We start from the raw sequence: 17,800 nt of genomic DNA on the forward strand, positions 1-17,800 counted from the left end.
GGAGCCCTTGGCGCTAATACGACTTGGACCAACTCGCGACCATCGACCAATCCGTTTCGAGTTGGATGCCGTCGAGATCCTGATAAAGCGTGGGGACAAACTCGACATTCAACAGATGTCCGTTGATCAGCGCGGCGCCGCCGATTCCGAGGTTGAGCCAATATCCGCCGCGGAAACTCTCGACGTTCGTGCTGATTCCCATGTCAGGAGTCATCGGGTCTTCTCCGCCGTAGTTGTTACGCCACAAGTTTTCTACTCGGAGGCTAGTGGAAAGATGGTCTGTGATCAGATGACTGTACCAGTGATTGAGCCGGAACTCATCGCTGACACTGTAGTTGCGATAGTTTCGTCCGATCGGTAGATCCGTTTGAAGCTGCGTGCCAAAAGATCCAAATTCCCAGTAGTGCTTCCACGTTAGTCCCGGCCGCGCGTTGAACGTTCCCGATCCGAGGCGCATCGGATAAGGAAACGCCTGTGATGTCGTACCACCGCTCGGGATTGTCGTTGTCCGAAAAATGTCTCCCGTTGGGATCGAACCTGCGAGATTCAAGATCCAGTCGTCATTCTCGTCGGTGTACAGACGCATGAGGGCGCCCAGGGTTGTGTCACCAAATCCGCTGTTGTGAGTCGTGAACTCGGTGCCCGCTGCGGGGCCAGCCGCTGGCCCGCGAAGATGGTCCATCGTCACGCTCGGCAACATGATCATCGTATAGATGGTGATGTTTTCCGTCATGCCGCGCATGATGTGCAGCATATGCATTTCGTGCGTCATTTGCGTTGGCGTTGCCATCCGATTGGTGACCGGATCGCTGGTGGCACCGTAGGTGATTGCGGCAGCATCAGAGACGGTTTGTGAGCCGATGCGGTTGTCTTCCATGTACATGTTCATGTACTTGTACTCCACCATCCAATCGCCGGGAGCGTGGATGTGGTCGCCCATGAGAAACGCCGGAGCATGCTTGTCCGCTCGTGAACGAACCCCACCGTCGGCCTGCACCGAAGTTGCGCAAAGACACGCACTCAACGCAACCAAGACTGCAACCTGTTTTTGCAACATTTCTTTTTCCGTAAAGTTTTCGACCTTGCGGAATCCCGCTCCTCACGCAAACGGTATCGGAAGCACCATGGCAACAGCGTGGTGAAATGCATTGAAAAAGAGCACGCAGGTTTTATCCAGTTCGCAAAACCGTCATCTCTTCCATAGCCCGCACGGTCATTGACAATCGTCGAAAACTCGCGCGAGTTCCGCGGTTTCAGTGTTGCTGGCGGATACAATGCAAAGCATCAGTTGCTGATGGCGATCGCAAACGTCCGCTGTGCCATTTTCGCTGAAAGTTTCCCCACGCCTATACCTGTCCTTCCATGAACCACGCTCATTCGCAACGGCCCGAATCGACACTTCCCAAACGTGGGCAGCCCATCGCTCCCGATTTTTTTCGGTACATCGCCGAATGCACTTATGACTGGGAAAGTTGGTTGGGTGTCGACGGGAAATTGCTGTGGGTGAACGCGGCGGTCGAGCGATTCACCGGATATTCGGCGGCCGAGTGCATGCAGATGGATGACTACCCGTTCCCTTTGATCGCCTCCGAAGAGCATCCGCGACTGATGGGCTTTATCAAACAGATGTCTGGCGGCAGCACGGCCAATAATGTCGAATTCGAGGCCATTCACCGCGATGGATCACAGCGCTGGATTGCAATGTCTTGGCAACCGATGGTTGACGAGACAGGTAAGTCGCTCGGCGTGCGTGTCAGTGCGCGTGACATTGCCGACAAACGGGCGATGCGCGAACAACTTCGTTTGCACAACGAACATCTCGAACAGATGGTTCAGGAGCGGACCGCTCGGCTTGCAGAGTTGGAACGACACCGCGCGAAGATGGAACAGCTCGCCGCGCTCGGTGAACTCGCCGCAGGAGTGGCTCATGAGATTAACAATCCGCTCGCCGGAATCCGAAACGCACTTTTGCTGATCAAACGTCACCTTCCACCGGAGGTGAAACACTACAACAAATTTGAATTGATCGACCGTGAGATCGATCGGATGAGCGCGATCACCCACCAGATGTATCAGCTCTACCGGCCCAGCCAGCAGAAGGCAGCTTTGTTTTCGATCCGTCGCACGATCGACGAGGTCGTCTCGCTCTCGCTGCCGTTGTCACGCAAGACCAAAGTGAATGTGGAAACACATTTCGGCTCGACGCAAACAAACAACGAGCTACGACCTGACGAAGTCGTCTTGCGGGAAGGGGAATTGAAACAGGTGTTGCTGAATTTGGTTCATAACGCGATGCAGGCGTCCCGGTCGGGCTCTTCCATTCAGATCTCCGCGAACACGGACGATCGCTCTTTGACGCTGCGAGTCGCCGATCAGGGACATGGGATTTCCGAAGGACACCTTCGGCAAGTCTTTGATCCGTTCTTCAGTACCAAAGCATTAGCGGTCGGACAAGGCATGGGACTGGGGCTTTCGGTCAGTCGCAGTCTGGTTGAGGCGATGAAGGGAACGATCGAAGTGAAAAGCGAAGTCGGGGTTGGTACCGAGTTCACGGTGCGATTGCCACGGCGTTTGGAACCGATCGAATAGTTCGAGTTTGCGATCACCGTCATCCGTTTGAGCGGAAGGATTACGCGAACATTTGGGTGACGGTAAGATGTTGATATGAATGACAAAGCACTCCGTATCTTGATCGCCGACGATGAACCGCTGTATCGAAACACCACGGCTGAATTGCTCCGTGACGAAGGATACGAGTGCATTTGCGTCGAAGACGCTCACGATGCGACCGCGGTGCTTCAGGAGCATCCGGTCGATTTGATTCTGACCGATCTCAACATGCCCGGTAATTTGAGGTTGGAACTGCTCAAGGAGGGACGTGCCAAGTACTCACACATCCCAATGATCGTTGTGACGGGCGTTCCATCGGTCCCGACCGCGATCGAAAGCGTTCGGTTGGGAATCGCCGATTATTTGCTCAAACCAGTGAAGTTCGAAGAATTGTTGATCGCCGTCGAGCGTGCGACTCGACCATCGACAAAGATCACTCAGGAGGAACGCGATCAGAAGCCTCCGTCAGATCTACGAACCAAGTACCCCGAAATCATCGGTGAAAGTCCGCCGATGCTGAGCCTGCTCGAAATCGTCGATCGTGTTGCCGCGAGCGACACCAACGTGTTGATTACCGGAGAAAGCGGCACGGGAAAAGAGGTGGTCGCTAAAGCGATTCACCGTCAAAGCCCACGCAGAGAGAATGCGTTTCAGATCATCGATTGCACCGCCATTCCGGAAATGCTGTTCGAATCCGTTCTGTTTGGGCATGTGAAGGGAGCCTTCACGGGGGCGTTGCGAGATCAGAAAGGACTGCTCGAAAGCTGTGATGGTGGCACCGCGTTCCTAGACGAAATTGGTGAACTCCCCGCGGCGGCGCAAGCGAAATTATTACGAGCCATTCAGGAGCAAACCTTCACGCCGGTGGGGGCAACCAAATCGGTAAGCATTGACACCCGTTTCGTCTGCGCGACCAATCGAAATCTGCAATCGGAAGTCGAGTCGGGGCGTTTTCGCCAAGACTTGTTCTATCGCCTTGCCGTGATCCATATCGAGTTGGCTCCGCTTCGCGAACGTGGCGACGATATCCAATTGTTGGCGGAATCGTTTCTTGATCGTCTGCGCACGAAGGAATCCCGCATCACCGGGTTTCGGCCTGAAGTGATCGAGTGTTTTCGACGCTATCGCTGGCCGGGTAACATCCGTGAACTTCGCAATGTGATTGAACGGGCAATTACTCTGGCACAAGGCAACGAGATCGACGTCGTCGATTTGCCGCAGCAACTGTGTGAACCGGAGTCGCGGGCGACAAACGGGCATTCGCTCGCCGAAATATCGAGGGACCAAGCTCTCGATCATGCTGACCGGGAGTATCTCAACGCGCTGTTGCAAAAACACGAGGGCGTCATCGCGTCAGCAGCCCGCCAAGCCGGAATGTCTCGACAGGGGCTCAACAAGTTACTCAGGAGGCACGGTATCAACGCGGACGATTTCCGTTAATCACGCGGCGGAGGACACGTGACCGTTCGGAGTATCCTCGGCAGCCTAGTCCTCCGAGTCAGTCGTCCCCTCGCTGAGGATGACTCCAGGCGAGATGAAGGAAATGCCCTGCTGGCCTTTCGTATCGATCATGACCGTTTCGACGATGGGTTGGTTGACTTCCGTGCCGGCTCGCCACTCGACGATAAAACTCGCGCCGCTGCCTCCGGATTTGTCTTCGCGTTCGATGACAAATTCGGTCGCGGCCAAGGGAGCAAGTTTCAACGGTTTCTTCAACATCGAACGCAGTTCCTTGCCGCCGGTGTCGAAGTAACGCACTGAAGTGACGACAATTTCATCATCCACATCGGTGTTGCGAATGTGGAGGGTGACGGTCAAAAGATGCGGGTCGCCTTCCCGGTGGTAAACATGCGAATAGGCGGGCACGTACAACCGTTGCCCGTCAACCGGATGCCATGGCATGACATCGATTTCCATGCGGGCTTCGTCACGAATACTCGGTTCTTGTGGCGGTACGGCGGCTTCGAAGGAGCGAAATCGAAATTCGATGAAGAGCACCAGCAGGATGATCGGGACGATGACGAACAGAAAGATCAGCAGTTTGAATTGGCGGTACATCAAATCGGTTTGTTCTTCCGGATTTTCGTTCGACATGAGCGGTTTGACTGCGGTGAGAGGGGGCGACCTTCGGTGGCTGACGACATGGTTACGCATTTCTCAGTTTGGGCAAGTCCCGCGGATGCGAAATTGCTGGAGCGAGCGCCGTCTGTGAGTCCGCCCCGCGGATCGTGATCAAAGTAGGCCAGTTTTTAAGTCCAAAATGAAGTAACAGATCGCGGTGATCAGGACGGCACCAGCGAGGTTGAGCACAAATCCGGTTCGAGCCATTTCGCGTACCGTGATTTTTTCGGAGCCGAAAATGATCGCGTTGGGAGGCGTGGCGACGGGCAACATGAAGGCACAGCTCGCCGACAGGGCAGCGGGAATCATCAGTATCGCAGCATCGTAGCCGGCCCCAGCGGATGCTGCGCCGAGTATCGGCATGAGCAGCGTCGTGGTGGCGGTATTGGACGTGAACTCGGTCAGGAACGTCACGGTCAAGCAAACGATCCCGATCAAAAGCACCGGATGAAGGCTGTTGAGGAGTGTCAACTGAAGACCGATCCGTTCTGAAAGTCCAGACAATTCGGCCGCACGGGCTATCGCCAGTCCGCCGCCAAACAGAATCAGGATACCCCAGGGAATGTCGCGGGCGGCTGCCCAATCAAGCAACGTTTCGCCGTGTCCCTTTTCATCAACCTCACCACTGGGAATCAAAAACATCATCACCACGGCGCCCAGCCCGACCGTTGCGTCGTGGACCATGGGGACGTTTAACCAACTGGACCAGCCGCCGAACGGACCCGTGCGGGTAATCCACAGAAACGCGGTTGCCCCAATGATGGCGAGCACGCGACGCTGCGCCGGTGTCCAAGGGCCAAGACTTTGGATCTGAAAGTCCGCCGACCCGCCCAAACCACGTGTTAACCAATAGCCGGTGACCACCAACATGGCGGCCGTGATGGGAACCCCGATTTTGAGCCAGGAGAGAAAGTCAACGGTTTGCGACGTTTGCAGTTCGTAGATCGAGACAAAAACGCCGTTGGGCGGCGTTCCGATGATCGTGGCCATCCCTCCAATACTGGATCCATACGCAACCGCCAGTAGCAAAGGGACATGCAGCTTGGAGTCGCTTTTTTCCTGTAGCAACGCGATCGCGACGGGCAACATGATTAACGCCGTCGCGGTGTTCGATATCCACATGCTGCAGAACGCAGGCGCGAGCATGAATCCGAGCACGATGCGCCGCTGTGAATGGGTACCAAGTATCCGCATCATCCCGTGAGAAACTCGCAGGTGCGTGGACGATTTCTCGGCCGCCCGCGAAATCATGAATCCGGCGAGAAACAGCAATACAAATTTGTCGCCGTAGGCGCCCGCTAACTGAGTATGGTCGAGCACGCCGGTGAATGGAAACAGCACGAACGGAACCAGAGACGTCACCGGAATGGGGACCGCCTCGGTACACCACCACACCCCGCACAGGCAGATCACCGCTGCCGTTACCGATGCCTCGTGAGCGAGCGAGAAACCGAACAGACACACGCCATACATGAAGAGTGCGAGGGCGATTCCGATCGTGATGGAAAGCGCACGGAATTCGGAAAACAAAGCAATGGTCCAATCGGATCGGGCGAATCGGAGTTCGAAAACGCCGATTCTACCCGCTCCGATCGGAGGTGTGTCGACCTGTGCGTTGCGTGACAGAAAATTACCATTGGTACGATTTCTCGATCACGGAACGATGCCTCCTCACAGGTTCAACACGCCGCAACGTTCGGGTTGGAATGAGATGTTCTCAACGCGTTTTTCGGTATCACGGTTGAGGACCCGCAATCGCACAAAGTCCCCCACGCGGCGTCCGAGTAACTCGGCACCGAGCGGCGAAAGAATCGAGAGTTTCCCTTCGGCGATGCAGGCTTCGTCGGGATACACCAACGTGAACGTCTCCGCTTCCTTGCGTGGTACGTCGAGTAGTTTGAACGTCGTGTTCATGGTGATGACTTCGGGCAACATGTCTTTTGAGTCAACCACAGTGGCTCGTTCGATCCGCTCCTTGAGTTCGGTCAGATGAAAACGGCCATTACTGATCGCCTGCGTGAAATTGCTTTCGAGCAGACTCAACAAGCGATCACGATCGAGACGGGTGACATACAGATTTTGGAACATGGTTCGACTGTTGGTGATCATGTTTTGAAAACGGAAAGAGAAGGAGATTGGGGACAGCGTGGTTTTTGTTAGCGGAATGGCGCAAGCCGTCCGGTTTCACATCACGTTCGAATACCGGCTAATCAGTTGTGTATTGCGAAGTATTGATTTGAGTGGGCTCGAACCGGAGGGCTCGCGCCCTGCTGCTAAAAGACTTATCGGAACGGCGCAAGCCGTCCGGTTCCACGTCGGGTTTGAATACCGGCTAATCAGTTGCGTTTTGCGAAGTATTGATTTGAGTGGGCTTGAACCGGAGGGCTTGCGCCCTGCCGCTATCAGGCTTTGCGGAACGGCGCGAGCCCCAAGTTTGAACGCCGTCAACTCGCATTCAAAAATTCACCGAGTCATTTCGGTGACCTGTTTAGTTAAGTGATCGCAATAGCACGGCGATGATGAAACACATGATCAACACGATCTGACCGAGTAGCGTTTCACGCGGGGTGCGAGACTGAACAGGTTCGGCGATTCGCTTTTGGACGTCTTGATCGACGAAGCATTCAGGATTGCGCATCAACATGATCGGGTTCCTTTCAAATCTGGAGTGTTTGGATTCCCCGGGCAGACTTTCAATGAAATCGAAAAGACCATCCAAGCAAACAAGATGCCACCTACATCCATGCGTCGTGAACTGACGGTAGACACGCCTTTTCTGCACCACTCCGTCGGAAAACCGTCGCCCACATCACCTGGACTTCGTCAACGCGGGTTTCCCTTGGTAACCCGCGTTGACACCCGGACGGTGTCGAAACTCATGCGAAACACGACGCGGAGTCACTCGGACCAGAACTTGCTGCGTTATTCCATTCAACAACAGGCTCGCCGCCCTGAAACTTCGGCCCCACCTTATGCCTATGGAAATCAATGCAAACCCTAACCCGTCCCGACGAACAGACGTCGCGCTCCGACGACGCCATCATACCCTTGCTACCTGAACAACCGGTCGATCGGATACTTCGGCCGCTTGCGAGGTTCCTCCACATCGAAGCCGGCGGTGGGATCGTTCTTGTCGTCTGCACGATCATCGCACTCGTTTGTGCCAATTCGTCGCTCGCGGGTGCCTATCTGGCGTTTTGGGAAACCGACGTCGTGTTGGGTTTCGGTGGCTTCGTTTTTCACCACTCGCTGCACCACGTCATCAATGACGGATTAATGGCGATCTTCTTTTTCGTGATCGGATTGGAAGTCAAACGCGAGATCGTGCATGGTTCACTTTCGGATTGGAAGCGTGCTTCATTGCCCATCGCTGCGGCCATCGGGGGCATGGTCATTCCCGCGACGTTGTATCTCTCGCTGCAGTACGGCGAGGCGGGAATGAACGGTTGGGGCATTCCGATGGCAACCGATATCGCGTTCGTGGTCGGATGTTTGGCGTTGCTCGGTCCAAGAGTTCCGAACAGCCTCCGTGTGCTGCTGTTGTCGCTGGCGATTGTCGATGACATCGGCGCGATTTTGGTGATCGCGATCGGATACACCGAATCACTGGACTATGAGTTCCTGATGATGGCGGTCGTTTGCATCGTGATGGTGCAAGTGCTCTCGCGTATCGGTGTCCGCCGTTTCCCACCGTATATCGCTGTGGGGGCATTGGCGTGGTTGATGCTGCACGAATCAGGGGTTCACGCGACGCTGATCGGCGTCATCCTCGGATTGCAAACTCCCGCCCGAGCGGTGCTGGTTCCCGAACGATTCCGTGAGTATCTCAGCCGTCTGAAAGACGTCTTTGAAAACTCGCGGTGGTCGCAGCAACGACATCGCACCAGAGCGGTTCATGAAGTTCAACGGTTGACCCGGGAATTGGTTTCGCCACTCGAGCGTCTTGAGATCTCGCTGCACCCATGGACTGCCTACGTGATCATGCCTTTGTTCGCACTCGCCAATGCCGGTGTGGCGATTGAACTGGCAAACCTAAACGACTCGGTTGCGATCGCTGTCGTGTTAGGGCTTGTCGTTGGCAAACCGCTCGGGATCGTCGCCTTCAGCTGGCTAGCGATCCGGCTTGGTTGGGCGAAACTTCCCGAGGGCATCGGGTGGCCGGTCCTGATCAGCGGCAGTTGCCTAGCGGGGATCGGTTTCACGATGGCCTTGTTCATCGATGGGCTGGCCTTTGGTAGCGACGGCCTGGCAACGGCCAAGACAGGCGTCCTGGTCGGTTCGGCGATGAGTGCGTTACTCGGAATGTCACTACTGATGTGGATCCTGCCGAAGAACCCAACGCAGACCCGATCGACCCAATGATGCGTCATTGGGGCGGTCGGATTGCAAGCGGCAAGCCACGACTGAAAACGCGCTAGACGATTTCTTTGATCGGATCGCCATCGTGGGCGATCGTAAACGGACGTCCGCTTGGTGAGTAGAACTCTTTGCGAATCGGCAAGCCCAACGCGGTGCCGATGGTGGCGTTGAAGTCCTCGACGCTGACGGGATCGCGGTCTGGGTAGAACGCATCGCTATCGGTTTCACCGTAGACTTGTCCCGCTTTGATTCCACCTCCGGCCATAACGCATGAGTAGGCGGCCGGGTGGTGATCGCGTCCGGCGCGCTCGTTCATCTTGGGTTTCCTGCCAAACTCGGTACCGACGACCACGAGGGTGTCCTCGAGCAAGCCACGCTGTTCCAGGTCTTCTAGCAACGCGCTGAGGGCTTGATCGAGCGCGGCTCCACGTTCGCTCATGTTTTGAGCGAGTTCGTTGTGGTGGTCCCAGCTTCCGTAGCCGACTTCGACAAACCGCACACCGTGTTCGATTAATCGGCGGGCCAGCAGGCAGCCCCGGCCGAGTTTGGATTTGCCGTATTTCTCTCGTATCGCTTCAGGCTCCGCCGTGATATCGAACGCGGCAAGATCTTCACTCCGCAGCAGCCCGATCGCCTCGCTATAAAGCTCATCGTAGCCAGAGACCTCGATGTTGCCTGACGTGCGTGCGCGAAACGATTTGTCAAAGACATTGGCCAATTTCATGCGTCGGTCGAACAATGAGTCCGTGACATAAGAGGGCGACTTCGTGTTTTCAATCCCTTTGTCAGGATCGCCGACAGGAACCGGAGCGTACGCGGTGCCCAGGTAGCCCGGACCTTGGCCACCACCAACGTGGACGCTGGCTGGCAGCGAATGGTGGATGCGGCCATGGATCATGTGCATCCAAGATCCCCAACCGGGATGCACCGTCGAAGCGATTTCGCGGTAGTTCGTCCGCATCAGATATTGGCCGGGGCCGTGAGCACCGGTGGAGGAATTCATTGAGCGGATGACCGCCAACTTGTCTGCGGCGGCAGCGAGTTTGGGGAGGTGTTCGCTGAACTGCACCCCAGGGAGCCGCGTTTGAATCACCCCCGTCGGTCCCTGAACGTCGCTATCAGGTTTGGGATCGAACGTGTCGAGTTGGCTCATCGCGCCGTTCATGAACAGATAGATCATCCGTTTGTTGCCCTTGCCGGATCCGCTCGCGGAAGCCGCCATCGCGACTTGATCGAGTCCGCTCAGCAAGGTCACGCCGAGACATGATTTGGCAACCGACTGCATAAAAGCACGTCGGCATTGATCTTCGTTGGTTTGGAATTTCATGGAGGTGTTCCGTAATCGGTTTAGTGAAACCGTGGCGAACGCAAAGGGAAAAACGTGAGGTCCCGAGAAAAGGCTCGGCTATTGCACAAACAAAAACTCGCGGGTGTTGAGCAGCGACCAGATGATGTTTCCATAACCGGCTGTTCTGGATTCACGAATCTCGCTCAACGCGACGGACATTTCCTCCGAGGTCGGCATCCGGCCGAGAACACTGAGGAAGATGATGCGGATCCGATTTGAAATCCCGTCCGCCTGTTCGACTTCGGTGTAGATCACCGATCCGGCTTCGAGCATCATGTGCGTGATCGGACCGTTAAAGAGAGCGAGCAATTGGGGAACTGTGCCTTCGGTCGATCCTTCGGAAATGATCTCGCGATCGCTCTGGCCAAACTGCCGCAAGAAGTGAGCCGCCGGCAACGGTTGAGGAAGTTCGGATGCACGACGCAGGGTCACGCTCTGATACCGCTGGCCGGACTCGGCGACCCGCATCGCTTTTTGAGCTTCGGGGACTTTCGTCAAGAGCGCGAGGATCTCGTCCTGGCTCGCACTGCCATCAAGGTCTAGGGCTTCGATGTATTCCGAGTCATCGGGACGAAGGTACGCTTCAGGCGCCTTGATGCTCAGCGTCAGCAGTGAATCCCAGACTTGTTCGGCGGTCATCCGGCGAAGCACAGGGCCGGGGAAGTAGTACGGCTCGGCGGGGTCGTAGCCGCCATAGGAAACTTGCCGCTGATAGGTACGTGTGTGGTAAATGATTCTCACGAACTCCTTCAGGTCGAAGTCCAGGCGTTTCATCTCCGACTCGAGGAAATCCATCAACTCTTGATTCGACGGCTCCGTGTCGTCAGTGATATTGTCAACCTCATCGATGACGCCGACGCCCATGGTTCGCTTCCACATGCGGTTTGCGATCGTCAACGCGAACCTCGGGTTATCCTTGGACGTTAGCCACAATGCGAACGCTTCCCGGCGTGATTGTCCGGGTTCGAGATCGGGCATCTCGCCGAAGATCACGTTTGCCTTGGCGATTTCGCCCGCCTCCGCGTTGCTGTACGCGTAGTCGAACGGGTATTTCAATTTGGCCTTGGGGTTTTCGTAAACTTGATGTCGGTTCGCACTGACAAATTGACGAAGGCGTTGGCCTTCTTGGGGACTGAGACTTTCTCTCAACGTGTTGATCAATTTGTTGTCAGGAACGTTTTTCGCATTGGGCGGCGCCCCGGTTCGAACGCCGCCTTCGAACGCAGCCAACTCGTAGAACTCTTGCTGAGTCCAACGGTCGAACGGATGGTCGTGGCACTGGGCGCATCCGATTTGAGTCCCCAGGAAGTTTCGAACCGTGTTGTTCAAGTTATCCAGCGGCATGCCGCGGTCGCGGAGTTTGTAACCGACCGCGGGGTTCTCCCACGTCTTACCTTCCGCGGTCAGCATCTCGAACACCATTTGGTCGAACGCCACGTTGTCCTGGAAGCATTCCTTTAACCAATCCCCGTAGGGACGCAGGTACAGACGGTTCGATCCGGTATCGTTGAGCCGTAGGATGCTGGCCCAATAGTTGAACATGTGGCTCGCGTAGCCCGGTTGATTGAGGAGGTGGTCAATCAACAGAGAACGTTTTTCAGGCATCTTGGACGCGAGAAACGTCCACGCTCGGCGTCCTCGGGGAACGCGTCCGGTGATGTCCAAATACACCCGACGCATGAATTGTTCATTACTGGCAGGCGGGTTGGGTTCGATACCGCGTCGGGCGAGATCGGCTTCGATGATCGCGTCGATCTTGGCCGCCGATTTGAGCACATCGGCTTTCGTGTTCGGGTTGACCGGTGCGATCGTGATTTCGACTTCGGGAATCTCTCGCTCGTTTGTCTTGGCGATCTGATTGTTCCTCGCCCGCTCTGCCGCCCGTGCGGCTTCGCGTGCCTTGCGTTCGTTTTCCCGCTTGATCGCTTGTTGGCGTTTGGTCAGTTGCGGACCAACGGCCTGAGCATCGATGCCCCATCCGATGAGAAAGACGCCCAGAAAGAGCCAAATCACGAATCGCTTCATAGATCGTTCGCCTAACGAATGGAAATGAAAACCGCGTTGGTGGTGCGTCAAAATACACCCCCAATGTTACAACGCGTCAGCGGCAGTTATGAACCCACAGGGCTTGCATTAAAGCTGGAGGGCCACCCTTAAGTTAGCAGCGTGCCGCGAATACCGCAAATTCGGGAAGTCTGCGATAAATGAGCGTCACCCGGTCGAGAGTTCGTCAGGGTGCGATTAAGCAGGATAGGCATGAGTCTTCTGGGACGATCGCCTGCCGTCGCCATCGTGACTAAGGCGCGACCAGGTGTCGAAGCGAAACTTGCGCCGTCTCGATTCCGACGTCCTAGCAAAGATGGAGCGGCCCCGACCAACGCCCAAAAGGCAAGTAGGATGCTGCACCGTCATTCCTGCCTAGCGGTTTAGAGACCGGCGTCTTTCATCAGCAATTGCAGATCCGCCCAGGCGGCTTTCTTGGCGTCAGGGTTTCGCAGTAAGTACGCGGGGTGATAGATCACCAACACTTTGCTGCCGTGGTAATCGTGGAACGATTGACGCAATCGCCCAATCGAAAGCTTTGTCTGCAGGAGTGCCTGCGAGCTGACGGCGCCGAGGCAAATGATGTACTCGGGGCGTAGGATGTCGAGTTGAGTCTCAAAGTACTCGCGACAATTGGCGACTTCACCGGGTTCGGGGTTGCGGTTCCCGGGGGGACGACATTTCACCGTGTTGAGGATGTAAACCTCCTCGCGTTTGAGGCGGATCGCTTCGATCATTTTCGTCAGCAATTGCCCCGCCTTGCCGACGAACGGGCGTCCGGTCTTGTCCTCGTCCGCTCCGGGGCCTTCACCGAAAAAGACGAACCGAGGTGCCGGGTTGCCTTCGCCGAAAACGGTTTGCGTCCGGCAACTCGCCAGAGCCTTGCATCGGGTGCATCCGGCGACGGTTTGCGCCATCGCTTCCAATTGAGCGACCCGATCGGCGATCGGCAGCGATTCGCCCCCGTAGGGAGTCGACGTTGCCGACAACGCCCCGGTCGGCATCGCCGCGCGAGGGGGTGGGGAGGCCGGAGGTGCGCTCGTTGTCTCGGTCGACGGTGCGTTCGCCGCTACCGTCGCCGCAGGGGGTGCGGCTGCCTCCGCGACGGCCGCCTGTTCAGGTTCGCTGGCGTCGGTGAACGATTCCGACCACTCCGCCACTCCTGCTTCACTGGGTTGAGGCACAAACCGGATTCCGCTGCGTTGCAGATGGGCGAGTAGTTCGCCCGCGGCCTCAACGATCTCGTCAGTGGAGTGGAACACACCAGGGTGATCGGGGGGGAGGGAGTCGTCGGGGCTGGAATGGCTCAAATTGCTGTTCAAAAGCGAGTTTTCGTCACGTTCGTGCCGCCATGGCATTCTGAAAATGGAGCGCAGAGTCTACCATGTCGCATTGCCGAGTGTCGACTCAAGTGCTCGCGCCACACTCGCCTCTTTCCGAACTCCTCGCTCCTTAGCTCCTCACCCCATGCCCGTTCCTCAAGTTGCCATCGTCGGCCGGCCAAACGTCGGCAAAAGCAGTCTATTTAACTGGTTGGCACGACGCCGTTTAGCAATCGTTGATAATTACGAGGGGGTAACGCGCGACCGGATGACGACGCTGATCGAAACCGATGACCGGTATTTCGAACTGGTCGATACCGGAGGCGTGGGCGTCGTCGACGCGGACGACTTGACCGCCGACGTCAAACGCCAAATCGAGATGGCGATCAACTCGGCCGACGTGATCTTGCTGGTCGTCGATATCAAAACCGGGGTGATGCCTTTGGACACCGAAGTCGTCGAACGATTACGCGGGGTGGAAAGACCCGTGATTTTGGTCGTCAACAAAGCGGACGAGGCTCACCAAGAAATTCATGCGGAAGAATTCCGCTCGCTCGGCCGTGGGATGTTGATTCCGGTCAGCACGATGCAAAACCGCGGTCGGGATGATCTGATGCAGGCGATCGTGGATCGGTTGCCCGCCGATGATGAAACCCTCGCACCCGAATCGGCGATGAAGATCACCATCGTCGGCCGTCGAAACGTCGGTAAAAGCACGTTTGTCAACACGCTCGCCGAATCCGAACGGATGATCGTCAGCGAAGTTGCGGGGACGACGCGGGACAGTGTCGACGTGAACTTTGAGGTCGACGGTCAGACCTTCACCGCGATCGACACTCCGGGATTGCGGAAACGAAAGAGCGTGCGGACCGACTTGGAATGGTATTCCACGCACCGTGCCGCACGCAGCGTTCGACGTGCCGACGTTGTGTTGATGTTCTTCGACGCCACGCAAAAAACGAGCAAAGTCGACAAACAACTCGTCGGCTACGTGATGGAGCATCACAAACCCGTGATCTTTGTCGTTAACAAGTGGGATCTGTATTCGGGCCAGGTACCGACCGAACAGTGGGTGAAGTATCTGCGACACCAATTCACCACGCTTTCTTACGCACCGATCGCGTTCATCACCGGACAATCCGGGAAAAACGTGAAGACGCTGCTCAACCACGCCGCGATGTTGCACAAACAAGCCAAATCACGCGTCTCGACCGGAGAGCTTAATCGCGTGCTCCGCGCGGCGGTCGATCTCCATCCGCCACCGCTGTACCAAAACCGTCGGGCCAAAATTTTCTTCGCAACTCAGGTCTCGACGGAGCCGCCAACCATCGTGCTGATGTGTACCGATCCGAACGCGTTTGGACACGACTATCAGCGTTACATCCTCGGTTGGTTCCGCGATCACCTGCCCTTTGGCGAGGTTCCGATCAAGCTGTACTTCCAAAAACGCACTCGCGCCGAAGAGGAAGCTCAGGAAGGCAAGTCGAAATCACGTTGAGCGGCATGGGCGTTCCGCGTCTAACCCTGTAGAGGCGATTCGTCTTGACCTAGGTTGCCCAGATAGACTATTTGCCAATGCGTCGGGATTCGGATGATCACTCCTTCCTGCTCATTTTACTCATCGAATCGGACTGGCAGTCGCCACCGTGGCGGTGAATGATCTCTGGCGTGTGATTGCGATTTTGCAGCAATGATTGGTTAGGAAGTCAATACAATGCCATGGGCGGCAACATGAGGTCGACTCGATTCGTCACGGTTACGGCGGTACTCAGCCTGGTTTGTTTCACAGGGGCAACGCCGTGGGGCACCAGCGTTCTCGCGCAGGAGGGCGTGGACGTCCAGCCATCGACCAGCCGTCTGCAAGAAAAGAGCGAATATGTCGCTAGCGAACTGCGAATCGCGATGCTGCAGGAGGAGCAGGCCAAACCCTCTGGCTCTTCTGACGGCGAGCCCGAGAATGCATCCAACGCGGACGTCGCCCCCCGCGAAACCACTCAGTCCAATGTTGATTTGCTGAAGCAGATCGATGTTGTGATCGCACAACAAAAGACAGCCAACGCGACACTTCAGGACTTGCAGGCGAGCACCCTCGAACTCGAAGCCAAGCTGAATCGGCTCGACCTCGAAGGTGTGGAGGAAGGTCCCCCGTATTCGATCACGTTGCTAGATGAAATCGGCGACGCGTTAGCGGCATCAAAGGGCAAACGGGATGCGTTGGAGGCCACCATTCTCGCCGCCCGCGAAACCGTCGAACGGGCAAAGCAGCGTGTGGACGCGGCGGAAAAGTCGCGGCGTCAATGGAAGGAATCGGGCGGCACCGATCTTGATCCCAACGCGAGATCGTACGAGCTCGAAGTGCAGCTCGCCAAAGAGACACTTGTTCTCAGTCGCCAGCAACTCGCCATCGAACAGGCATCCGAGAAGAAATTAGCTGTCCAAACGCGAATTGATGAAAAGCGATGGGAATTAGTTCGTCCGCAGGTGCTCTTTTCCAAGCAAACGCTTGACGCCAAGATCGCGGAGTTGAACGTCAAGGAAAAGGAACTCAAGCAACGCTTGGCGTTGATCGCATCCGAGTTGGAGCATGCAAAGCAACGACGTTTTACCGCTCGCCAAGAACTCGATGGTACCTTGGATCCTTCCATGGACCTCGTCGAACGGGTCGAAGCGTTAACCGTTGTCGAACGAACGGTCCAGGTCGAGCAGACGATTGTCAATCAGCGTTTGCAACGATTGCCGATGATCCGAACATCGTGGCAACGACGGTACTTCATCGCGACCGGCCAAGCGAAACGGGACGAAGAGCGGCAATGGCTCGAGGAAGTCAACGAGCAGTTGCAAGAGGTCGCTCGGGAAAAGCAAACCAAGCTGCTCAAGCTGCTCGAAACCCGCGAAACGCAAAGTGCCGTCGCCGCGAGAATTGATGCGCTCGGTAATGGTGATGCCGGGGTGCGACGATGGCTCGACACGAACTATCAATCGTTGTCCAAGCAAGTCGAGTTCTACAACAGCGCCATGCTCGGACTCGACAGTGCGGCGCGTACGCTCGGTCGATTGCGGTTTGATATTGAAGGCGCGCCGTCACGCAGTTTGGGTGAATGGGTCAGCGATGGTTGGGCATGGCTTGGTCGCATCTGGACGTATGAACTCACCAACATCGATGACACATCGATCACGGTCGGCAAGATTGCCAGCAGTTTATTGTTCATCTTGTTCGGCTATTTCGCCGCACGGGTGATCAGCAGTTTGCTGGGCAACCGCCTGCCCAAGTTCGGGGTTGCTGAGGCCGGAGCGGATGCGATCGAGTCGCTCGCGTTCTATTCCTTAATGACGCTCTTTGCGCTCGCGGCGCTCAAATATGCCAACGTTCCGCTGACCGTGTTCACCTTCCTCGGGGGTGCCATTGCGATCGGTGTCGGATTCGGCAGCCAAAACATTTTGAATAATTTTATTAGCGGGCTGATCTTGCTCGCCGAACGTCCGATCCGAGCCGGTGACCTGATCCTGGTCGACGACACCTACGGCAATGTCAAAACGATCGGAGCACGGAGTACCACGATTCGCACGGGCGAGAACCTGGACATCATCATTCCGAACAGCAAGTTTCTCGAAAATAATGTCATCAACCTCACCCGCCGCGACGATCGGCTACGCACCTCGATCAGCGTTGGTGTCGCGTACGGTTCGCCGTTGGAGGAAGTGATGCGGTTGCTTGAATTGGCAGCGGCTGAAAACGACGACGTCAACGATCGCCCCAAGCCGTTCGTTTGGTTCAACGATTTCGGCGACAACGCGCTCGCGTTCCAGTTGCATTTCTGGATCAACGCGAGAACGGTGTCTCAGATGCGTAAGATCGAAACCGAAGTGCGGCTTTCGATCGATCGACTGTTCCGCGAACATGATATCGTGATCGCGTTCCCGCAGCGCGATCTGCATCTGCGATCCCAAAGCCCGATCGAGTTCAAGCTGGTGGGAGATTCCGCGAAGTCGAAATAGC

Annotated in this window: 14 protein-coding genes; 6 read left to right on the forward strand and 8 right to left on the reverse strand. The window is 56.3% G+C overall.

Annotation, left to right across the window (positions count from 1 at the left end):
* Positions 1-13 precede the first annotated feature (13 nt).
* Positions 14-1,057 (reverse strand): transporter, encoded by a 1,044-nt coding sequence (locus NB063_RS05930; protein WP_322975074.1) that lies wholly within the window; start codon positions 1,055-1,057, stop codon positions 14-16.
* A 305-nt stretch (positions 1,058-1,362) separates the two neighbouring features.
* On the opposite strand from NB063_RS05930, the gene NB063_RS05935 reads away from it, so the two are divergent.
* Both NB063_RS05935 and NB063_RS05940 read left to right on the forward strand, forming a co-directional pair.
* Complete coding sequence (locus NB063_RS05935) at positions 1,363-2,589, forward strand: PAS domain-containing sensor histidine kinase (protein WP_250927834.1); 1,227 nt, start codon at positions 1,363-1,365, stop codon at positions 2,587-2,589.
* Between the two features lie 75 nt (positions 2,590-2,664).
* Positions 2,665-4,050 carry a sigma-54-dependent transcriptional regulator gene (locus tag NB063_RS05940; RefSeq protein WP_250927835.1) on the forward strand — a complete coding sequence of 462 codons (1,386 nt, stop codon included), beginning with the start codon at positions 2,665-2,667 and terminating at the stop codon, positions 4,048-4,050.
* A gap of 45 nt (positions 4,051-4,095) precedes the next feature.
* Here the strand turns inward: NB063_RS05940 and NB063_RS05945 are convergent, their stop codons facing one another.
* The 4 genes from NB063_RS05945 to NB063_RS05960 all read right to left on the reverse strand — a co-directional run bounded on the left by NB063_RS05945 (position 4,096) and on the right by NB063_RS05960 (position 7,375).
* Positions 4,096-4,704 carry a DUF3124 domain-containing protein gene (locus NB063_RS05945; RefSeq protein ID WP_250927836.1) on the reverse strand — a complete coding sequence of 203 codons (609 nt, stop codon included), beginning with the start codon at positions 4,702-4,704 and terminating at the stop codon, positions 4,096-4,098.
* A 138-nt stretch (positions 4,705-4,842) separates the two neighbouring features.
* On the reverse strand, positions 4,843-6,261 hold the full coding sequence (locus NB063_RS05950) for an SLC13 family permease (protein ID WP_250927837.1): 1,419 nt from the start codon (positions 6,259-6,261) through the stop codon (positions 4,843-4,845).
* A gap of 141 nt (positions 6,262-6,402) precedes the next feature.
* Positions 6,403-6,840, reverse strand: coding sequence for a GreA/GreB family elongation factor (locus NB063_RS05955; RefSeq protein ID WP_250927838.1), 438 nt, complete (start codon positions 6,838-6,840; stop codon positions 6,403-6,405).
* Between the two features lie 379 nt (positions 6,841-7,219).
* Entirely contained in the window at positions 7,220-7,375 is a 156-nt protein-coding gene (locus tag NB063_RS05960; protein WP_250927839.1) for a hypothetical protein, read from the reverse strand.
* An 84-nt stretch (positions 7,376-7,459) separates the two neighbouring features.
* Here NB063_RS05960 and NB063_RS05965 point away from each other — a divergent pair, with 84 nt between their 5' ends.
* Together NB063_RS05965 and nhaA are read left to right on the forward strand one after the other, a co-directional pair.
* Complete coding sequence (locus tag NB063_RS05965; protein ID WP_250927840.1) at positions 7,460-7,732, forward strand: hypothetical protein; 273 nt, start codon at positions 7,460-7,462, stop codon at positions 7,730-7,732.
* On the forward strand, positions 7,720-9,093 hold the full coding sequence (nhaA, locus tag NB063_RS05970) for a Na+/H+ antiporter NhaA (RefSeq protein WP_250927841.1): 1,374 nt from the start codon (positions 7,720-7,722) through the stop codon (positions 9,091-9,093). Before NB063_RS05965 ends, nhaA begins: the two co-directional genes overlap by 13 nt.
* Before the next feature lie 52 nt (positions 9,094-9,145).
* On the opposite strand, the gene NB063_RS05975 is transcribed toward nhaA, so the two are convergent.
* From NB063_RS05975 to NB063_RS05985, 3 genes are all read right to left on the reverse strand, one after another.
* Positions 9,146-10,417 (reverse strand): DUF1501 domain-containing protein, encoded by a 1,272-nt coding sequence (locus NB063_RS05975; RefSeq protein WP_250927842.1) that lies wholly within the window; start codon positions 10,415-10,417, stop codon positions 9,146-9,148.
* A 78-nt stretch (positions 10,418-10,495) separates the two neighbouring features.
* Complete coding sequence (locus NB063_RS05980) at positions 10,496-12,451, reverse strand: DUF1549 and DUF1553 domain-containing protein (RefSeq protein ID WP_250927843.1); 1,956 nt, start codon at positions 12,449-12,451, stop codon at positions 10,496-10,498.
* A 413-nt stretch (positions 12,452-12,864) separates the two neighbouring features.
* Entirely contained in the window at positions 12,865-13,839 is a 975-nt protein-coding gene (locus NB063_RS05985) for a uracil-DNA glycosylase (RefSeq protein WP_250927844.1), read from the reverse strand.
* A gap of 109 nt (positions 13,840-13,948) precedes the next feature.
* Between NB063_RS05985 and der the strand changes: the two genes are divergently transcribed.
* Positions 13,949-15,301, forward strand: a complete 1,353-nt coding sequence (der, locus tag NB063_RS05990; protein WP_250927845.1) for a ribosome biogenesis GTPase Der — start codon at positions 13,949-13,951, stop codon at positions 15,299-15,301.
* A 233-nt stretch (positions 15,302-15,534) separates the two neighbouring features.
* Positions 15,535-17,799, forward strand: a complete 2,265-nt coding sequence (locus NB063_RS05995) for a mechanosensitive ion channel domain-containing protein (protein WP_250927846.1) — start codon at positions 15,535-15,537, stop codon at positions 17,797-17,799.
* The last annotated feature ends 1 nt before the right edge of the window (position 17,800 follow it).

Origin of the sequence: Aporhodopirellula aestuarii, from assembly GCF_023701485.1 — a bacterium.
Classification (GTDB): domain Bacteria; phylum Planctomycetota; class Planctomycetia; order Pirellulales; family Pirellulaceae; genus Rhodopirellula; species Rhodopirellula aestuarii.